General features: G+C 34.0%; 12 protein-coding genes and 1 pseudogene. 4 read left to right on the forward strand and 9 right to left on the reverse strand.

Annotated elements, in window-relative coordinates:
• Positions 1-247, forward strand: a pseudogene (locus tag IR022_RS04375) (MFS transporter); the annotation flags it as partial.
• Positions 248-343: 96 nt separating this feature from the next.
• On the opposite strand, the gene IR022_RS04380 reads toward IR022_RS04375, so the two are convergent.
• The 3 genes from IR022_RS04380 to IR022_RS04390 form a co-directional block, all read right to left on the reverse strand.
• A complete protein-coding gene (locus tag IR022_RS04380; RefSeq protein ID WP_194202762.1) occupies positions 344-1,510 on the reverse strand; it encodes a glycosyltransferase in 1,167 nt (388 codons plus the stop codon).
• Positions 1,511-1,780: 270 nt separating this feature from the next.
• Positions 1,781-2,938 carry a diaminopimelate decarboxylase gene (gene lysA / locus IR022_RS04385; RefSeq protein ID WP_194202763.1) on the reverse strand — a complete coding sequence of 386 codons (1,158 nt, stop codon included), beginning with the start codon at positions 2,936-2,938 and terminating at the stop codon, positions 1,781-1,783.
• 105 nt (positions 2,939-3,043) lie between these two features.
• Positions 3,044-4,354, reverse strand: coding sequence for an aspartate kinase (locus tag IR022_RS04390; RefSeq protein ID WP_194202764.1), 1,311 nt, complete (start codon positions 4,352-4,354; stop codon positions 3,044-3,046).
• A gap of 455 nt (positions 4,355-4,809) precedes the next feature.
• Here IR022_RS04390 and IR022_RS04395 point away from each other — a divergent pair, with 455 nt between their 5' ends.
• Entirely contained in the window at positions 4,810-6,426 is a 1,617-nt protein-coding gene (locus IR022_RS04395; RefSeq protein WP_050708803.1) for an ABC-F family ATP-binding cassette domain-containing protein, read from the forward strand.
• A 105-nt stretch (positions 6,427-6,531) separates the two neighbouring features.
• Here the strand turns inward: IR022_RS04395 and IR022_RS04400 are convergent, their stop codons facing one another.
• Positions 6,532-7,509 carry a DUF4349 domain-containing protein gene (locus IR022_RS04400; RefSeq protein ID WP_194202765.1) on the reverse strand — a complete coding sequence of 326 codons (978 nt, stop codon included), beginning with the start codon at positions 7,507-7,509 and terminating at the stop codon, positions 6,532-6,534.
• A 265-nt stretch (positions 7,510-7,774) separates the two neighbouring features.
• Here IR022_RS04400 and IR022_RS04405 point away from each other — a divergent pair, with 265 nt between their 5' ends.
• A complete protein-coding gene (locus IR022_RS04405) occupies positions 7,775-9,025 on the forward strand; it encodes a DUF5103 domain-containing protein (protein ID WP_194202766.1) in 1,251 nt (416 codons plus the stop codon).
• A gap of 169 nt (positions 9,026-9,194) precedes the next feature.
• The gene (locus IR022_RS04410) at positions 9,195-15,053 is read left to right on the forward strand and encodes an alpha-2-macroglobulin family protein (RefSeq protein ID WP_194202767.1); all 5,859 of its coding nucleotides are present in this window, start codon (positions 9,195-9,197) and stop codon (positions 15,051-15,053) included.
• 616 nt (positions 15,054-15,669) lie between these two features.
• Here IR022_RS04410 and aroB read toward each other — a convergent pair.
• The 5 genes from aroB to IR022_RS04435 form a co-directional block, all read right to left on the reverse strand.
• Positions 15,670-16,728, reverse strand: a complete 1,059-nt coding sequence (gene aroB, locus IR022_RS04415) for a 3-dehydroquinate synthase (protein WP_194202768.1) — start codon at positions 16,726-16,728, stop codon at positions 15,670-15,672.
• 45 nt (positions 16,729-16,773) lie between these two features.
• Complete coding sequence (fmt, locus tag IR022_RS04420; protein WP_194202769.1) at positions 16,774-17,745, reverse strand: methionyl-tRNA formyltransferase; 972 nt, start codon at positions 17,743-17,745, stop codon at positions 16,774-16,776.
• A gap of 85 nt (positions 17,746-17,830) precedes the next feature.
• On the reverse strand, positions 17,831-19,621 hold the full coding sequence (locus IR022_RS04425) for a chloride channel protein (protein ID WP_194202770.1): 1,791 nt from the start codon (positions 19,619-19,621) through the stop codon (positions 17,831-17,833).
• A 167-nt stretch (positions 19,622-19,788) separates the two neighbouring features.
• Entirely contained in the window at positions 19,789-20,382 is a 594-nt protein-coding gene (locus IR022_RS04430; RefSeq protein WP_194202771.1) for a YdeI/OmpD-associated family protein, read from the reverse strand.
• A 113-nt stretch (positions 20,383-20,495) separates the two neighbouring features.
• Entirely contained in the window at positions 20,496-21,065 is a 570-nt protein-coding gene (locus IR022_RS04435) for a pentapeptide repeat-containing protein (protein WP_194202772.1), read from the reverse strand.

Genomic DNA, 21,065 nt, shown 5'->3' on the forward strand with positions numbered 1-21,065 from the left:
TAAGAAGGCTATTGCTACTATTACGGGTATTGGTGGTATGGCTGGTGGTGTGGGTTCGTTCCTTATTAATAAGGGTTCGGGTGTGCTCTTCGATCATGCGGGGGAGACTCAGATGGTATTCATGGGATTCAAGGGTGAAGAGGCTGGTTATTTTATCATCTTCTCGATTTGTGCCGTGGCATATCTCATTGGATGGGCTGTCATGAAAACTCTTGTACCCAAATATAGTCCGATTACTGATCTGTAAAAAAAAAGATTCTCTAAGATTAGTTTATTATAATAATTTGTTCCAAAAAAGGCTCATTGAAATATCAATGAGCCTTTTTATATATATGATTGTATTTTATTTTTTCCGTCTCTTCTTACTTTTAGAAATTCGAGAGAAGTAAGAATTGTAGTAAGGTTGAATAACATCAAGAAAAGGTAATGTTAAATGAAACCGAGTTGAAAGAAAATGATCGGCTGCTTTATTTAAAACTAAAACTTGGACTGTATATCTTATGATAAAAAATAGAATTGCAACAGCTAAATATACCCAAAGAAGTAATATTGAACTATAAACTATTGAGGCTATAGTTAGTAAATAAAACAGGTATCTGGTGAATGTTTCCAAAGAAAATATTCCAGCAGTGAATCCTTTGAAATTAAATTTTGCTCTGCTATATGCTGTCTTAATTTTTCGCCAATGAGAAAAATTATCAAGTTCGGTAGATACATAACTATCCTGATTTAAAGCTACGGCAGTGTTATTGTTTGTCATAATGTGGTTCACAAAAACCTCTTCAGCATTGTCGTAGTTGAGTGTTGCCGAAAAACCTTTATTATCGAAAAACAAGTGCTTCTTATATGCTAAGTTCTTGTATAGACCTGCAAATGGCTTGTTTTTAATAGCCATCGACATACATTGCAGAGTGAATAATAGATTATCAAATAAGGCCGTTTTATTGTTGAAATCTTCACCTTCTGTAAAACGACTATAGCCTATCACAATATCTTTATCGGCTAAGCTATTCATCATTGATTTGATCCATTGATTTGTCATTGGGAGAGAATCGGCTTCTGTAAACAGTAATATATCTTTACGTGCAGCCTTGATCCCTATAGTAAGTGGTAGTACTTTGTTTTGAATAGACTCATTATCATCTGAATAGGGTGAAAAGGTGCTATATAAAAACGGATACTCTTTTTTTAGATTTTTCAAAAGGAACTCACTCTCATCAGTTGATCCGTCGTTTACAACTATTACTTCATAATCGGGATAGTCCTGATTAAGAATAGAGGGTAAACATCGAGCAAGGTTTTCGGATTCATCTTTGGCTACTATGATTACAGAGACAGATGGTAAATTGGTTCTATCTTCATTTTTATTGCTAGTTTTATTGAAATAAGACACAGGCTTCTTGTAGTACAGAATATAAAAGAATATCTGAATAATAAGAGTTACTAGTAGTATTGATAGTAGTGTTATTCCAATAATATCAAGCGTAAAATAAGATGAAAATTGTTCCATTATAGAATATATATAAGTACCGTAAAATATTTATAGCTGTGTTTAAGGTCTCAGACCTTTTAATACTTTATCAAGCATAATACTATGACTTGATAATATATCATCAAAACTTTCAGATAATTAACATAGAGAGACATATATACAATGTATCTCTATCCAAATATTAGACAAAGATACTAAGATTTATAAACCTTACCCCTTTACAACAGAAGAAAGCCAAGAATTATCTGCTCTTGACTTTCTTTAGATATTGATATCCAGTGTTTATGCTTATAGACTATCTGATAGATAAGCTTTAGGCAATTCTCTGCAATTGTATTGTGAGGCCATTATCTCGCCATAAGCTCCTGCAGAGCGAAGGGCTACAAAATCACCTCTTTTAGTTTCATTCAATTCGTAATCTTTAGCAAAGCAGTCAGAAGATTCACAGATAGGACCTACCACGTCGTATTGTTGAATGGGTAGATTCGATGAAATGTTCTCTATCTTATGATATGCTTGATATAGAGCTGGACGAATTAAATCGGTCATACCTGCATCAAGAATTATAAATTTTTTGCTTTCGCCTTCCTTTACATAAGTAACTCTCGAAACAAGAGAACCACATTGTGCTACCATGGCACGACCTAATTCGAAATGAAGGGTTTGTCCTTTTCTTAATTCTAATTTACTATTAAATCGATCGAAGTAATTTTTAAAATCAGAAATTGGATTTTCATTAGGATTATCATAATCGATGCCTAATCCACCACCAACATTGATGTGTTTAAGAATGATACCTTCGTTTTCGCATTGTGTTTGCAACTCGTTTACACGTTCGCATAATGGATCAAATGTATCAACTTCTGTAATTTGAGATCCGATATGGAAGTGAATACCTAATAGTTCGATATTCTTCAATGTTTTGATCTTTGCAAATACTTTAGGCAAAGAAGACATTGAGAAACCGAATTTATTTTCGTTCAGTCCAGTAGTAATGTATTCATGAGTATGAGCATCTACATTAGGATTGATACGAATAGCTACAGATGCTGTTTTTCCTTTTTTCTCAGCCAATTCATTTATTACCTCTAATTCGGGTAATGACTCAACGTTGAAACAGAAAATATTGTAATCTAATGCTAAATTTATTTCTTTGTCGGTTTTACCAACTCCTGCAAAAACAATTTTAGAAGCAGGAAAGCCAGCATTAATAGCTGCTTTTACTTCGTTACCACTAACACAATCTGCTCCAAAACCAGCAGTTGCAATTATTTGTAAAATTCTGTGATTTGCATTTGCCTTTACTGCATAATGCTGTATATAACCATACTTATGAGTTATTTCCTTAACTATAGATAGGGTTTCTTTTAATAGATTGACATCGTAATAATAGAAAGGAGTTTCGAGCCCTTTGAAGCTCTCCACAGGAAATGTTCCTTTTGTCATATATTGTAATTAAGTAAATGAAAAATATTTAATGATATGTTTTAGAGTCATAACGTCTCTGGATATTGCAACAATCAAAGCTATAAAAGGTTTAAATCTTACCGCTTAGAATATTTTATTATTTAGAGATTGTAATGTCTTTTCTTTGTCTTCTTCTTTGATAATGAAGGATATATTATAACTGCTTCCTCCATATGAAATCATTCTGATAGGCACATTTTTGATGGCATCCAGAACTTCTGCTTCTAGGCTTGCATTTTCCCAATTAAGATCGCCTACAACCGAAATGATAGTCATATTTTGGTCTACGGTTACTATGCCTAGCTTTTTCAGTTCATCTGTGATTTCAGTCAAATATTTAGGACTATCAATAGTAACAGCTACGCCGACTTCAGAAGTGGTAAGCATGTCAATTGAGGTTTGATGATTCTCGAATATTTCACAGACTTTTCTCAAAAAGCCATGAGCGAGTAGCATTCTGCTCGATTTAATATTGATAACGGTGATACCATCCTTAGACGCTATTGCCTTAATCTTTCCCTTTTCAGTCTGATTAGAGATAAGTGTACCTTTTCCTTCTGGTTTATATATATTCAATAAACGTACTGGTATATTTGCCATTTTAGCAGGAAGAATACACATTGGATGCAATATTTTAGCACCAAAATATGCTAATTCAGCAGCTTCATCAAAATTGATCTGATGTACAATATGTGTATTAGAAATCAATTGAGAATTATTACCATATAGAGCATCAAAGCCTGTCCAGATTTGAATTTCTTCTGCTTGGATTGCTGCACCTACAAGAGATGCCGAATAATCGCTTCCTCCAAATTGAAAGTTATCTATTTCGCCATAGGCATTCTGACAGATATAACCTTGGGTTACAAATATATCAGTATCCTTATTTTGCTGTAATAACTTAGTAAGGTTTTGCTGAATGAAAGTAGAATCGGGTTCTTGCTTCTTATCTATTCTAATAAAGTCTTTAGCTTGTAGTTCAAGAGCTTTAATATTTAACTCTTTTAGCATTAATGTAAAAAGCCCTGTACTTAGAAGTTCGCCTTGAGCAAGTACTATTCTTTGTTCGAAAAGTGTGAACAGATCATTTGTTAATGAGCGGATATAAGAAATCGTTTCTATAACAAAAGATTCAGCTTCGCTTTTTATAGCTTGTGCAGAATATAATTCTTCAACTTTTTCAAGATATTCTTTTTCCAGACGATTGATAGATTCGTTCGCTCCTTCAGGGTTTTTCTTGTATAAATAATCTGAAATTTCTTCTAATTGACTGGTTGTACCTGCAATAGCAGAAAGTATTACAATACTATTAGGTATTTGACTAACTAGTTTAGTAACAATTTTAAGCCTCTCGGGGCTTGCAATAGCAGTGGAACCGAATTTCAGAACTTTCATCTTTATATGTTGTATTAAAAAATGATTACTAAGGTATAGACCTAAATATATTGTACAATGTAAGTATACGGATAATAAAGCAAGCTTTAATCTCTTTAGTATAAATTATGTAACAATAGATATCTTCCAGTATCAATATACTGAATAAAGATGAACAAAAATACAAAAAAAACTTGTATTTTCTTGCTTTGGATCAAATCTGATACCATTTTTTAAGTTCTCCTTACAGTTGTTTCATTTTTAGAATGTTTTGATGCTTATCATTGGAGTGGCAGACGGTTTGGTTAATTCGGTAAGTGAAATATACCTAGTTAGTTATCCTTATGTAATGTGGCAATAGATATTTATCATTATTTAAATTGGTTGAGAATGGTTATTAGATACTTGCAGGGTTGTTTATCTCTTCAAAATATCTACCTTTGCACCTCGTTTTAAATTAAGAAGAATAGAAGTACATGCTGATAGTTGAATCGCTTAAAGTAGAGTTTGGAGGAAAAACTCTTTTTGATAATATAAATTTTATAATTAACGCTAAGGATCGTATAGCTCTTGTTGGTAAAAATGGTGCAGGCAAAAGTACCATGTTGAAGATACTTGCTGGTGTAAATAAAAGCTATCAGGGTTCGGTTTCAGGTCCCGAAGGGATGACTATCGGTTATTTGCCTCAGGTTATGCAGGTTTCGGATGATAGAACTGTTCGTGAAGAGGCCTCATTGGCTTTTTCGCAGATTTATGATCTGGAAGCACTTATAGAAGAAATGAATCGTCAGTTGGAGACTCGTACAGATTATGAGTCGGACGATTATTCGAAATTATTAGATGATTTTACCCATGCCCATGAAAGGCTGGCAAATATAGAAGATACCAACTTCGATGGTGAGGTTGAGAAAACATTGATGGGACTTGGTTTCAAACGTGACGATTTGGACAGAGCAACGAGCGAGTTTAGCGGTGGTTGGCGTATGCGTATCGAACTAGCTAAATTGTTGCTTCGTAAACCTGACATTATGTTATTGGATGAGCCTACCAATCACCTAGATATTGAATCTATCGGTTGGTTAGAGGATTTTATAACTACTCAGGCAAATGCAGTGGTTCTTATATCGCATGACCGTACTTTTATCGATGCAGTAACTACTCGGACTATTGAGTTGACTTTAGGTAAAATTTACGATTACAAAGTAAACTTCTCTAAATATATAGAATTGAGAGAAGAACGCCGTCAACAGCAAGTGCATGCTTGGGAAGCTCAACAAAAACAAATACAGGAAATTGAAGAGTTTATAGAGCGATTTCGTGCTCAGGCAGCTAAGGCTACTTTGGTACAAAGCCGTGTGCGCCAATTGGAAAAACTGGATAGGGTAGTGATTGATGAAGAAGATCGTTCATCTATTCGCATTAAGTTTCAACCAGCCACACGTTCGGGTACTTATCCGTTAACGGTTGATATGGTTACCAAAAAATACGATGATTATCTTGTTTTTGAGCATGCCAATTTAATGATAGAGCGTGGAGAGAAAGTTGCTCTTGCCGGTAAGAATGGTGAAGGTAAATCAACTTTTGTTAAATGTGTGATGGGCGAAACTCCATACACGGGAACAATGATGTTGGGGCATAATATAACGATTGGTTATTTTGCTCAGAATCAAGCTGATTTATTGGATGAAGACTTAACTGTTTTTGAAACAATAGATCGCGTTGCTGAAGGTGATATACGTACGCAGATACGTAGCATATTAGGTGCTTTTATGTTCAATAGAGATGATTCTGATAAAAAGGTAAAAGTACTATCAGGAGGAGAACGTACACGTTTAGCAATGATTAAATTATTGCTTGAGCCTGTAAATCTTCTTATTCTCGATGAGCCTACCAATCACCTCGATTTGAAAACGAAAGAGGTTTTGAAAAATGCTCTTCTGGATTATGATGGAACTGTAATATTAGTATCTCACGACCGTGATTTCCTTGATGGATTAGTAACTAAAGTATTTGAATTCTCCGATAAGAAAGTAAGAGAACATATTGGAGGAATCAAAGAATTCTTAGCTAAAAAAAGAGTTCTTTCTTCTTAATATGATATATCAATAATGAAAATAGCCGAACTAATTTGTTCGGCTATTTTTATATACTACTTCAATTGAGTACCATTAAAGGTAATATTTTATCTGCATAACTACTTATTCTTTCTTCTTTCTGTATTTGCAATAGAGTATAGCTAAGATTGCACCGATTAGAATAAGTGGCCAGATATTGAGTAGGAATATAAGTAATGAACTTACGATAATCCATCCATTATATAATGCGTCTTTTGCTTTTTCGCCTAAGCTGGTTTCATATTCTTCTACAGGTTTTTCACGTAATACTCTTTCTGTATATACACTTGTATTTTGGTATAATTTAATAGTGATGGTGCTGTATTCTACCTGATCGTTTATTTCGTATTCAGCCAACTTTGTTTTATCGGCTTCTTCGAGAGTATTGTCAAGAACTTCTTCTGCATCTATTACGTCGTTCAGTTTATGTTCTTTATTATTAATAGCATCTGATACTCGTCTACCTTTTTTACTCATGCGCTCCTGTTTCATTTTCTCAGAAAGTAGCTGTAAAGTAATATCTTTTGCTTCTATAGTTCGATAATCAATTTTAAGAGCTAGTGGTGCAATTTGCTTTAATACAGTATCTAATTTGGTATGTGGTACTCTTAATACGAGATCGGCAATAAGATTACTGTAATGAGTAACTAAAGATGAGTCGTTAGAAATATTAGTAGTCGTTGAATAGCTATTCTCGTTATTTATAGTTGAATGGATTATAAAACCATTGCTCTTTATAATGATATCTTCTATCGTATAAGTTGCTTTGGGAATATCTTTTACTTTGAATTTTATTTGGGCAGTTCTTATAAATTTATGAACACCATCATGGTTGCTGGTAGATGCTGCCAGAGAGCTTATAAAATTAGATTGAGAAGAACTTGCTGATGTTCCTTGCAGTATGGTAGGGGGCGTAAAAGCTATATTTGCTTCGGTTTCTGCACTTGCTGCTGATTCAGAAATATCACTAGCTTGATGCTCTCCTTGAGAGGATTTGTTGGAGCATGATAACAAAAGGCATACTCCTAGTATAATACTTATCGATTTAGTTTGTAGAATCATAATATGCAAATTTAGATTATATAATTATAGAGGGGATAATGCTCTCCGATTCCATAAGGAGGAATAGGAATCGTAGAATATTACACTTTGAGATATTATAGTCTCAGACCTTTTTATTGCTTTGGCAAGTAAAAAACATAGTTAGTTATAACATTAAAACGTGGTATAAATATTTTATATTACTTAGTTGTACAAGTTTTGTTTAAACTTAGATGTTCCTTTATTTGTTATTATTACTTTAGTGTGTGAAATAAATTATTCTTCTATGAAACGTATATCCTTATTCTTATACTTGCTCATTGTTTCTACAGTTTTAATGTATGGACAAGTATATAAAACACAAGCATTATCGGACGAAATACATACTATACAAGTCAATGCAGGGGGCGATTGGCGGCGTTTGCCCTATATTCAATTAAACAATAATGATTATATCCAGATAAATTTCGATAGGATGGGTGCCAACTCAACTAAACAGTTGCGCTATCGTCTTATCAATTGTTATGCTGATTGGACTCGCTCGCCGCTGATAGATGTTGAATATGTAGATGGATTTAATGATATTCCGATCGAAGATTTTGCTTTATCCTTTAATACAACTGTAGATTATATAAATTTCAATATTGAAATACCTAACGATAGGCAACGGATAATGCTCTCAGGTAATTATGTCGTAGAGGTGTATGAAGAGGACAACCCCAATAAGGTTTTGCTGACTGCCTGCTTTTCTATATTAAATCCTGAGGTGCAAGTAACAGGCTCGGTTTCTTCTAATACAGATATAGATAGTAATAGAGAGCATCAGCAAGTATCGTTCGTTATCAATACTAATAATTTGAGGATAAGAGATGTGTTCTCTGACTTAACGGTATTTGTCCGTCAAAATAATCGTCTGGATAATCAGAAATCAGTTATTAAACCAACTTTTATTCAAGGTAATAGATTGGTGTATGAATTGAATAGGGACTTAATTTTTGAAGCAGGTAATGAATATCGAAGATTCGAGTCTGTAAGTTTTCGATATAATGGTTTGAGGATAGAATCAACAAAGTATATAAGACCTTATTACTATACTTATGTTGTTCCCGATAAAATAAGAGCAGGCAGAAGGCATGTATATGATCGTGATCAGGATGGGAGATTTTTTATTCGAAATGCAGAAGGACGAGACAGTGATGTTGATGCTGATTATTTTATCACCAATTTTACTTTAAAAGCCGATAATCCATTCTTAGAGCCAATCTATTTAAATGGTGCTTTTACAAATGATATATTCGATGAGAAGTCATTGATGACATACGATTATAATGAGAAAGAGTATCGTGGCTCTATGCTATTAAAGCAAGGTGCATACAATTATCAATACTTGGCAAAGTCGGGTAAGAATTATACTACCTCTGTAGTAGAGGGTAATTATTTTGAAACACAGAATCAATATTGTATATATGTTTACCATCGCCCATTGGGTTATCAAAGTGATAATTTGGTAGCAGTACTGTTAATATCTGGTAACTAATAGCTGCAAAGGTTAAAAAGAGGAGTAGCTGTATGGAATTTTCCTTTCAAAATTACCTATTAAATAAATGAAAGTATTTAATGCTATACTTTCTTATTATAACAGTCTATTGCTGTTGTTGTAGAAAAGGTTTAAAGCTTTATTTCGAGAAACGTAAAATAATAAAAATATGAAGAAGCGATTAATTTTAGGTCTGACTCTGCTCTTATCAGTTGGAGTATTTTCTCAGACTTTAAAAAATGGAGGTTCTATGAAGTCATATGAACAAAAGTGGACGCAGATACAGAAATTAGAGAAGGACGATCTGCCTAAGTCTGCAATAAATGTAATAGATGAAATTCTGAAACAGGCAATTGCTGATAAAAATACATCGCAGACAATAAAAGCCCTGATCTACAAGAATAAATATCAAATAGCTACGGATAAGCAAGAGAATATTCAGTTATTTACTGATCTGGAAAATCTGATAGCTACTTCTAAGGTTGTTAATGATAAAGCATTATTACATTCGATGTTGGCCGAGTTATATCTGAACTATTATGATGCGGATAGATGGACCATTGATCGTAGGACTAATATTGCAGGTTTTGTACCTGATGATATGAAAGAGTGGTCGAAGAATATATTTCAAGAGAAAGCTCTAAGCAATTTGGAGGAATCAGTAAAAGATCAACCATCATTGTTGAAGCAGACTACAAAGAACTATAAGGATATTATAGAGCTAGGTGATGATTCTCAGACATTGTATCCTACACTGTATGATTTCTTGGTGAATCAGGCAATAGATCAATCTACGAGGATAACTTCGGCAAATAATCAAGAGTCAGGGTTTCAAAAAGCTCTTACTGCAAAGAAATATAAAGTCTCAGATTTGGCTGTAACTGCATCCGATTTTGTGAAATTAGATTTTTCAGGAGAGGATAATCTCATTACTTTACAATATTATAAAGAGTTTCTTCAATCTCTTCTTAGTCGTAATAAGAATGAATCTTTAATGTTGTTAGAGCTGCGACGAAATAGCTACTTATCAGGTCTTTCGGAAACATATCGAACCAAATATGCTTATAATTTTTTAGAGTCATTAGAAAAAAAGAATCAGGCATATGATTATAATGTAGAGGTTATTAGTGCTTTAGTTGATTACCTGAATAGCAATAATTTATCCAGATGGGACTACTATCGCCGTGTAGATCAAGGTGATAATATTAATACTAAAAAAGCATATGATTGGTGTAAATATGGTTTGGAAAAGTATCCTAACTATAAGCGTATTAATTTACTAAAAGGTAAATTAGCTTTACTGGAAAGCCCTTATGCAAGAATAGATGGAGCATCGGTATATCATCCTGATAATAAAAGTAAGACTTTCAAATTGACATATAAAAATTTGAAAGAAATGACCATCAAAGTCAAGGATAAAAAGACCAATGCCATTGTTAAGACTGAAAAAATAGCGCTTAATCCTAAAACTACTTATTCGACTGATCAACATGAGTTTACTTTAGAATTAGATAAAATAGGTAATTATGAAGTAACAGCCGATTTTGATAAGAAGAGTAATACATCAACTAACGATTGGTTTTCATTTAGTATTTCTACGATAGCCGATTTTGCGAGAATTACAGGTGAAGATCAGTATGAGTTTTATACAGTAGATCGCCTTTCGGGTAAGCCTATGAAAGATGCTTCTATTGTGATTTATGCAGTGTCATGGTCTCCTGAAAAGTATACGAAGGTTGACGAAGTAAAGACCAATGCGGAAGGTTTTGCTACTTATGATCTTAAGAAATTATTAAAGGATAATAAAAACAAAGACAATTTCAGATATGTATATAGAGTGAGTAAAGATGGGGTAGAGTTACCTCAATACCAATACTTCTCTAATACTTCGGTATATTCTCCTTCTCTTAATGATGACGTGATTAGTATATTTACTGACAGAAGTATATATCGTCCCGGTCAGATTATGTATTTTAAGGCTGTATCAGCAAAACAAGTTGATAAGAAAACAACAGTATTAAATACAAATAAGAAGTATAAAGTGAGTTTATATAATGCAAACAATCAACTGGTTGTAGATAAAATACTTACTACTAATGAATTCGGATCAATATCAGGTGAGTTTGTGTTACCTCAAAACGGACTTACGGGTCAATATAGAATTGAAGTAGGAGAATCTTCTCAATATTTTAATGTTGAAGAATATAAACGTCCGACCTTTCAAATAACATTCGATAAAATAGAAAAGACATATGCTTTTGGTGATGTAGTGAAACTTATAGGTCGTGCCGAAAATTATTCGGGAGCTAAAGTACAGGGAGCTAATGTAGAGTATAGTATCACGAAAAGTTCATTCTTTAGATGGTGGTCTCCGGCACCTACCGAGAATATAGATAATGGAACTGTAACAACTAACGATGATGGTTCTTTTGAGATTACTTTTACTGCACCTTTAAATGATTCTCCTGCAGGAAGATTCAGTAATAATATTTTTAATTTTTCTGTAAATGCGGAGGTGACTGACATAAATGGCGAAACACAAAGTGGAAACTATAATTTTGCTATAGGTGATGTGTCGATGATATTGTCAGCTAATATTCCCTCACAATTAGATAAAGCATCGAAAGAAAAGATACATGTGACGGCAACAAATCTTAATGGACAAGCTATCGAAGCTAAGGGTAATTATACAATATATAGTGTATTACCTAATGATAGTATTAAAGCTGAAGTGTTGTCAGGTGGTTTTACAACAGATACTGCGGTGTTTGATCTTAGAAATGAGATTGTTAAATTACCTTCGGCTAGATATATGTTATCATTAAATGCTAAAGATGAGAAGGGTAGGGATGTAGTATCTCGCAGTTACTTTATCTTGTATTCTTTGGATGATAAAACTCCTCCCATTGAAACAAATGAATGGTTAATTGAAAAACAAACGACTTTTAATTCAAGTAAAAATGCTGAGATAGTATTAGGGGTATCTGCTAAAAATGCAACTATACTTTATGACTTGCTAAAGGGAGATAAACTATTGCAGCGTCAACATCTTGAGTTGAGTAACGAGAATAAGAAATTTGTAATTCCTTATAAAGATGAGTATGGTGATCAGATTACAGCAGTATTTACGTATGTAATTGATGAAAAACCATATACTAGACAAGTAACTCTTTCGAAAGAAGAAGAGACTAAGAACTTGAATTTAAAATTCGAAGTATTTAGAGATAAACTTCGCCCCGGTCAACAGGAAGAATGGCGTATTTCAGTAAAAGACAATAAAAATAAACCAGCCTTTGCTGAATTATTGGCTTCGATGTACGACACTTCATTAGATCAATTACAATCTCCCAATATTTGGTTATTAAATCCTAAATATGAAGAGTATATTTATCCTAGAGCATTTAGTAGCGATGGCTCAGCTTTTGGAACTGCGAGTGCATCATCATCTTTTGCAAGTGTAACTTGTAAATACGATCCATTTAAATGGGATCAACTAAATTGGTTTGGATTCCGTTTCTATGGCAATGGGTACGGTGTTATGGTAAGAGGTGTGTCTGTGATGTCTCCTGCTCCTGAAATGTTGCAAGATAGAGCTGCGGGAGCAGTTTCTCTTGATGTTGCTGAATTAAAAGAGCATAAAGTTATTGCTAGTGAGGGCGAAGAAAAAAGTCTTGTAGAGAATTATATGGATGAGTCTACAAAACCTCAAATTCGTACTAATTTCAATGAGACAGCGTTCTTTTATCCTCAATTGAAAACAGATAAAAACGGAGAGACTATTATTAGTTTTACTGTTCCAGAAAGTAATACTACTTGGAAATTCAGAGCTTTAGCATACGACAAATCATTAAATATAGGAAGTTTAGAAGCTTTGTCAGTTTCTCGTAAAGAATTAATGGTTACACCTAATATGCCGCGTTTTGTTCGTGAAGGCGATAAAACAAGCATATCTACTAAAATATCTAACTTATCGGATAAAGCAATCAGTGGAAAAGTTAGAATCGAATTCTTTGATCCTTTGACAGATCAAGTGAAATCAATTGGGGTAACTAATCAATATAAAGACTTTACTTTAGAGAAAGATGCTTCGGGATCGGCAACATGGACATTTGATGTTCCTGCTGATATTGATATGCTGGGTTGTCGAGTTATTGCAGAGAGTGCCTCATTTAGTGATGGTGAGCAACATGTAGTTTCGGTGCTTCCTAATAGAATGTTAGTGACTGAAAGTATGACTATGAATGTGAACGGAAATCAGACAAAAGATTTTGCTTTTGAAAAATTGATTAATAATAAATCGAATACATTATCTAATTACCGTTTGACTCTTGAGTATACAGGCAATCCTGCTTGGTATGCAGTACAAGCATTACCTACGTTGAGTAATCCTACAAATGAAAATGCTGTAAATTGGTTTGCCAGTTATTATGTAAATACTTTGGGATCGTTTATGATGAAACAATATCCAAAGGTTGCTACAATGATTGAAGCTTGGAAAAAACAAGGTGGAAATAAGGAAACACTTGTATCTAAATTACAGAAAAATGAAGAGCTAAAAGCAGTGTTGTTAGAAGAAACTCCTTGGGTTCTAGATGCCAAAAATGAAACTGAGCAGATGAATCGTCTATCGTTATTATTTGATTTGAATAATACGAATATGCAGACACAACAAGCTATTGCTAAATTGCAGGATTTACAAAATCCAGATGGAGGATGGTCGTGGTATAAAGACATGTATTCGAGCAGAAGTCTGACACAATATATATTATATGGATTTTCGCAATTGGTAAAACTCAATGCAGTTGAATATCCTAATGAAGTGCGTGTTATGCAAATGAATGCTTTGAAATATATTGATGCTCAGATTTTAAAAGATTTTACAGAACTGAAGAAACATAATACAGATTGGACGAAGATAACAAGTATATCTACCAATCAGTTAGAATATTTGTATGTAAGATCTAATTACAGAGATATTCCAATCGACCAAGCTACAAGAGAGGCAGAAAAATTTTATACATCTGTAGTAGAGAAAAATTGGACTGATCTGAATTTATATGAACGTTCTCTACTTGCAGTATTGTCTGTAAGTAATGGTAATAAAGCGGTGAGTGATAAAATTATGAATTCGATTCGTGAACACGCAACCGTTAATGATGAAATGGGAATGTTCTGGGCAAATAATGCAAGTAGTGCCTTTATGAGTAACTCTGCTGTAACAGTTCACTCTTTCATAATGGAAGCTTTCCAAGAAACAAAGGCATCTCCCAGTGATATGGATTTAATGAAACAGTGGTTGTTGAAACAAAAACAAACTCAGGTTTGGGAATCTACTCATGCTACTATTGATGCTATATATGCATTGTTGAGTACTGGCAGCGATTGGTTTGCATCAACAGGAGAATCTAAAATCTTTGTGAATAATAAAGAGATTGAGTCTAAAAACAAAGAACTAGGTACAGGCTATATCAAAGAGTCGTGGTCAGGAGAGCAGATTTCAAACCAAATGGGTAATGTGAAGATCGAAAAATCGGGAGATGGACCAGCATGGGGTGCTATGTATTGGCAATATTACGAAGACTTGGATAAGATAACTACTCAAAAAGGAGAGCTGAATATTGACAAAAAGTTATTTGTAGAAAAGGCAACTGCTAATGGTAAGACATTAGTAGAAATTACAGAATCTAATCCTCTGAAAGTAGGAGATAAAGTAATTATGCGTCTAACTGTTCGAGTAGATCGTGATATGGAGTTTGTACACTTGAAAGATATGAGAGCGTCTTGTTTCGAACCCATAGAAACTTTATCAGGATTGAGATGGCAAAATAATACTTACTATTATCAATCAACCAAAGATGCTTCAACAAATTTCTTCTTCGATCATTTAGCAAAAGGAACATATGTTTTTGAATATCCTGTATACGTAAATCGTAGTGGTGAATATTCTAATGGAATAACTTCTATACAATGCATGTATGCTCCCGAATTTATATCTAACACAAATGGTATAAAAGTGATTGTTCAGTAAATAGAGAAAGTCTCATATATATTATGTATGACCTTGTGCGAAAGTGCAGGGTCATATTTTTTTGCTAAGATTATTTTAACTAGAGTACTACTATTTCAGAGTTATGCTATAATGACTCGATAGAGAAAAAATGACCTATGTGAAGTCCTGAATATTTGCGAAAAGTAAGGTTAGTAGCCGTTTCAAATATAATATGACAACCTCAGAGAGTTAAAAAGACGTTATTTCTATTTGAAATCTTTGTTTACTAAACTTTTATGACCTCTTTGGTGTTATACCTAAAAGATGCCTAAATAGACTGTTTTATTCAATAAATGGCTATTTATTGTCAGGGGGAGCATCTTAGCTAAGGATACAGCTTGAATCATAAAATGATTCCTCTTTCCAATACAATTTATTCCTAATCGATAGTTTAGTTTCTTTAAATAGTTGTTTATCTGATAGTTTAGTTTTTTAGGTTTAGTGTTCTATAAAAGTGTTTTAGTTGTAAGTGTTATTTATTCTGCAATATTATAAGGCTATAATATTGTGTATTAGATTATTTAGTATAGAAAAAGGAGCTAATATTTATATTAGCTCCTTTTTAATTATCTTATATAGTTAATCGGTCTACATATTATGCTCCTATTGATTCTCTTAAAAAGTCAATAGACTCAAATATATCTTCTTTTGTAGCTGTTTGATTCAATAAGCATTGCCCTATATCAGACAATAGAGTGAAATTGATTTCATCAGCTGAAGCATTCTTCTTATCGTGCTTCATTAACTCGTATAGAGCCTCATATTCGTCACAACCAAAGTAGAATGTGCCATAGTTCTCTTTGATGAACGATAAGGTCTGCCATAGCTTATCTTTGGGGAAATTACATTTCTTGTGAGACAGATATAATTCACATACAATTCCCCAAGCTACTGCATAACCGTGTTGCATAGGTTGTTTCATTGTATAGGATAAGCTTTCGAAAGCATGTCCTATAGTATGACCAAGATTCAAAGACTTGCGAATATTCTTTTCTAAAGGATCTTTTTCGACAATGTCTTCTTTTACTTCTACCGATTCAACCACTAATTCTTTTAGAATTTGATAGTCAATATTGCGAGTATCGAATTGAAGAAGTTTTACCCAAGTTGATTCATTTGAGATAAGTCCATGTTTCAGCATTTCTGCATAACCGGACATGAAATTAGAATGGTCAAGTGATTTGAAAAATACCGAGTCTATCAATACTGTTTCGGCAGCCGCAAAAGCTCCAATCTCATTTTTTAGACCATTGAAATTGATACCTGTTTTCCCTCCCACAGCAGCGTCTACGGCTCCAAGTAAGGTAGTAGGTATATTTACGCACTTTATGCCACGTTTAAAAGAGGCGGCAGCAAATCCGCCGATATCGGTAATCATTCCTCCTCCAAGATTGATAAGGAGAGAATTGCGTGTTGCTCCATTGTTACATAAGAATGTCCAGATAGTAGAAAGACTCTCCAGATTCTTATTATTATCTCCTGCTTCTATGGTTACTTTTCCAGCATTCTTTATTTCATCCAGATTATTGATAAGATGAAAACATAGCTCCTCTGAATTTCTATCTGTTAGAATAAATAGTTTATCATGAGGAATTGCCGATAATATATTTTTAAGATCTGTATTCAGATCAGTCGATTTGATTACTTTCTGCATTATTTGATATTTTTATAGTGCAAATATTAGTTTGTATATGTAGTCTTATTTAAAATAGCTGCCTTCGGGAAATTTGTAACCTCTAAGGAGTTCATCTATTTTCATAGCCTTTTTTCCTGGTAGTTGTATCTCTTTAACTTCGATAGCTCCTCCCTGGCATGCTATCTGCAAATATGTTTTATTATCTGTAGAGATGCTACCTACGGGAAGTTGTAATTCGGTCTGAATTTTATTGGCTGAATATATTTTTGCTGCTATCGGCTCTTCTCCAATAGTATATAGTTCAGTCCAAGCAACAGGGTAGGGAGATAGTCCCCTAATGTGATTATAGATCTGCTCAACAGGCTTATTCCAGTCTATGCGACATGTTTCTTTAAATATCTTCGGCGCAGATTTGAGGTCAGCTTCATTATTGAAGAATTGCTCTTGAGGGATAGCGTCTACTTTATCTTCGAGAAGTAAGTCAACAGTCTTTTGTACAAGTTTTGCACCCATATTCATTAGCTCGTCATGTATCTTTCCAACATTGTCCGACTCTCCAATAGGAATGCGTTCTTGTGCTATTATCTTACCTGTATCAATTTCGTGTGTCAAGAAGAATGTAGTTGCTCCAGTTTCTTTTTCGCCGTTGATAATTGCCCAGTTAATAGGTGCTGCACCTCTGTACTGAGGCAATAAAGAGGCATGTAGGTTGAATGTTCCAAGGCGTGGCATATCCCAAATTACCTCGGGTAACATTCTGAATGCTACTACAATTTGAAGATCGGCTTTTAAAGCCTTTAGTTCTTCTATAAAGTTTTCGTTCTTTAGCTTTTCGGGTTGAAGAATAGGTAGGTTCTGCTCTAATGCATATTGTTTTACAGCCGAATGTTGTATTTTATGCCCTCTGCCACTTGGTTTGTCGGGCATGGTTATAACTCCTACTACATTATAGTTATTCTCAACCAATACACGCAAACTTGCCACAGCAAAGTCTGGTGTACCCATAAAGACGATTCGTAAATCTTTTTTATCCATTAATATTTCGTAAATATCTTTTATATCTTAATTTATGACAGGCTTCTATTGCCCTGCTACCTAAGCAATAAAAAAGTTGGTGACCTTAATCGCGTTCAGAGAAATTATCAACTAACACCTTACGATAGTTATTCAAGATGCTCGATTTGGATACAAATCCCAAATATTTGCCATTCTCATCAATAACAGGTAGATTCCAAGCTTTTGTTTTATCGAATAGAGACATGATTTCCTCCATGTGCATATTGATGCTAATAACCGCAGGAGGAGACACCAAAAAGCGGGTAATCTTAAACTTATCGTATAACTCGGGTCGGAACATAATGTTCCGTATATTGTCTATTAATACAACTCCACTAAGTTTTCCATCATTATCTACTACCGGAAAAATATTTCGCGATGATTGAGTAATTACCTTTACCATATCACCCAAAGTCATGTCTGGATTCACGGCTTGAAAGTTGTGTTCTATCAGCGATTTCAAATCCATAAGTGTTAAGACAGCCTTGTCTTTTTGATGAGTTATCAACTCGCCTTTTTTAGCCAATCGCATAGCGTATATACTATGAGGTTCAAATAATTTGATTGTGGCATATGAGATCGTAGAAACGATTAAAAGAGGAAGTAATAATTCATATCCACCAGTTAATTCCGCGATAAGGAATGTTCCAGTTAAAGGTGCATGCATAACCCCAGCCATAACTCCTGCCATACCCATAAGTGCGAAATTTTCGTGAGGAAGAAATGGTGATAGATGAAGTTGGTTAAGGATATATGCAAATACAAAGCCTGCTATACAACCAAGGAATAACGAAGGTGCAAAAATACCACCGGTACCACCACCTCCATTGGTTGCACTAGATGCAAATACTTTAAATATAAGTAAGGAAACTAATAGTCCGACAATTCCCCAAGATGAATTTTTCAAAGGATAGAATAAACTACCATTCATAATAGATTCATTGTCTTTTAGTCCGCTTAATAAAGAATCTATTGTGTCGTAACCTTCACCATAGAAAGGAGGAAAAAGGAAAATAAGCACACTTAATAAGCTTGCTCCAAGTGCGAATTTCTGCCAATAGTTGAGTTTGCGAAATACATTTTCGATGGCATTCATTGCTCTTGTGAAGTATAAGGAAACAAGTCCGCAAAATATACCTAAAAGAATTACATAAGGTATGCGTTCTAGATGAAATATTTCGACATAAGCATATCTGAACATTGCTCCTGTGCCAGTAGTCATATAAGCAAAGGTAGCAGCAGTAACAGATGTTATCAATAAAGGAAGTACGGTAGTCATTGTTAAATCGAGCATCAATACTTCGATAACAAAAACTAAACCTGCAATGGGTGCTTTAAAGATACCTGCAATGGCTCCGGCAGCTCCGCAGCCTATAAGTAGCATTAAATGACGTTGTTCTATTTTGAAAGCACGACCTAAGTTTGAACCAATAGCTGCACCTGTCAGTACAATAGGTGCCTCGGCTCCTACTGATCCCCCGAAACCAATCGTTACAGAACTGGCGAGGATAGAGGTGTACATATTATGAGCTTTTATATAACTTTTGCGTTGCGATATGGCATAGAGAATTTTAGTTACTCCATGACTAATATCATCTCTTACCACATATTTTACAAAAAGTCCAGCGATGAGAATACCTGCTACGGGATAAATCAGATATAAAAAATTGACATGTGAATCAGTGAAATTGTCAGTAAGAACGTGTTGTATAAAATGAATTATTGTTTTAAGTATAAGCGCAGCGGCAGAAGTAAGTATACCAACAAGAAAACTTAGAAAAATAATAAAGTGCTGTTCTTTGACATTCCTGTTCTTCCAGGCTATAAAACTGTTAAAAGTGCTTTTCTCTGACATACCTATAAATCTTATGAACCTCAAATTTACAAATAAGAATACAAAGAAAGAAGCTTTTAAACAATCAAATTCGGAAAATATGCAGAAGCTAATATATTGTTATATTCTATTGCAATTTTACAGGATCTTATTCCATTTTTTCTTGAATGCTGAGTCATGTAGGATTATTAATCATTTAATCCCTTACCATCGAGAATTTGTTGTGTGTATTTCTCTACCCTCAATTCTCGGGTTTTTATTTGTTTGGCTGTAGAAAAATACAGGATGTAGGCTCTTTGACGTCCCGGGCTTAATGATTCAAAAGCCGTTTTTAAGGCTGGTATCTCATCTAATTTCTTTTGAAATTCCTCAGGAATCTTAAATTCAGTATTCTTCTTGAAATTTACTTCCAAACCAGACTTTTCAATATCAATAGCTTCATAGATATAGGCTTTCAGGATTGGTTCTATGTTAACTATTTCTTGAATATTGGTGAACCGAACTTGTCGTGCTGCCTGAATATTCTCAGTTTGTTGGACTAGAATATTATTGGGATCTTTTAATAGAGAACCTTTGAAAAATAGAATCGCACAATATTCTTTAAACCCGTGTATTAATGCGATGTTTCGATTCTCAAATAAGTAACAAGGCTTTCCCCATTTCAATTCTTCGGTCAGATGGCAATCAAGAATGATGGTTCTCAATCTTTCGAACTCTGCCTGCCATTTTGTGGCTTCACTTAAAAAAATATCAACCTTAGGATTCATTATATTCTTTGCCATAATATGTTCTTTTATTGGGTTGAATACTTTTCTTTCTAAATTACTATCCGGTTGTTTTTAGTGCGATTTTTAAGTTTAGGTTCTGTACTATGTCTTCCTTTTTCTATATTTATCTAAACAATAGAAATGCTAAACTCATGAAGCAGCCCCGATAGATTGTTTTCAGAAAATACAGCTTTTTTTATATTGTTCTGCGTAGGACTTATTATAAAATTGTAAGCAGTACTTAAGTTGGCCTCTTTTAGATTGGTATTTGAAAATGTAGCTTCTTCAAGATTAACTTGATCGAAAAGGGTATTTTGTAGTTGAGTTCCTACCAGATCAACTCCCTTCATAGAACACTTCCGAAAGGATGTATTTGCCATCTTAAGTTTCTCAAACGAGCAAAAATCGAGAATGCAATCCACAAAATTTACTTCAAACAGAAATCCAGGACAACGGCTAAAATCGACTCCCATTATTTTACAATTCTCAAATTTAATATCATTCATTTGAGTGTTTGTCAGTTTGCACATAGACAAGTCGCAATTCTTGAAGATACAATTAAAAAAGATGCAGTCGTTTAATTCTTGCTCGAACAGATTACATCTTTCAATAGTACATTCGAAATATTCAATGCCGTACATTCCTGCTTCAAGAAATGCTTCTTGTGTAATAGTTTGGTTTTCGTAAATTTTGCCCAT

Origin of the sequence: Dysgonomonas sp. GY617 (assembly GCF_015233815.1) — a bacterium.
GTDB lineage: Bacteria > Bacteroidota > Bacteroidia > Bacteroidales > Dysgonomonadaceae > Dysgonomonas_A.

What these genes read in the sequence shown, in the direction of transcription:
- IR022_RS04380 (WP_194202762.1), bottom strand. Translation starts at nt 1,510, where the DNA reads ATGGAACAATTTTCATCTTATTTTACGCTTGATATTATTGGAATAACA.
- lysA (WP_194202763.1), bottom strand. Translation starts at nt 2,938, where the DNA reads ATGACAAAAGGAACATTTCCTGTGGAGAGCTTCAAAGGGCTCGAAACT.
- IR022_RS04390 (WP_194202764.1), bottom strand. Translation starts at nt 4,354, where the DNA reads ATGAAAGTTCTGAAATTCGGTTCCACTGCTATTGCAAGCCCCGAGAGG.
- IR022_RS04395 (WP_050708803.1), top strand. Translation starts at nt 4,810, where the DNA reads ATGCTGATAGTTGAATCGCTTAAAGTAGAGTTTGGAGGAAAAACTCTT.
- IR022_RS04400 (WP_194202765.1), bottom strand. Translation starts at nt 7,509, where the DNA reads ATGATTCTACAAACTAAATCGATAAGTATTATACTAGGAGTATGCCTT.
- IR022_RS04405 (WP_194202766.1), top strand. Translation starts at nt 7,775, where the DNA reads ATGAAACGTATATCCTTATTCTTATACTTGCTCATTGTTTCTACAGTT.
- IR022_RS04410 (WP_194202767.1), top strand. Translation starts at nt 9,195, where the DNA reads ATGAAGAAGCGATTAATTTTAGGTCTGACTCTGCTCTTATCAGTTGGA.
- aroB (WP_194202768.1), bottom strand. Translation starts at nt 16,728, where the DNA reads ATGCAGAAAGTAATCAAATCGACTGATCTGAATACAGATCTTAAAAAT.
- fmt (WP_194202769.1), bottom strand. Translation starts at nt 17,745, where the DNA reads ATGGATAAAAAAGATTTACGAATCGTCTTTATGGGTACACCAGACTTT.
- IR022_RS04425 (WP_194202770.1), bottom strand. Translation starts at nt 19,621, where the DNA reads ATGTCAGAGAAAAGCACTTTTAACAGTTTTATAGCCTGGAAGAACAGG.
- IR022_RS04430 (WP_194202771.1), bottom strand. Translation starts at nt 20,382, where the DNA reads ATGGCAAAGAATATAATGAATCCTAAGGTTGATATTTTTTTAAGTGAA.
- IR022_RS04435 (WP_194202772.1), bottom strand. Translation starts at nt 21,065, where the DNA reads ATGGGCAAAATTTACGAAAACCAAACTATTACACAAGAAGCATTTCTT.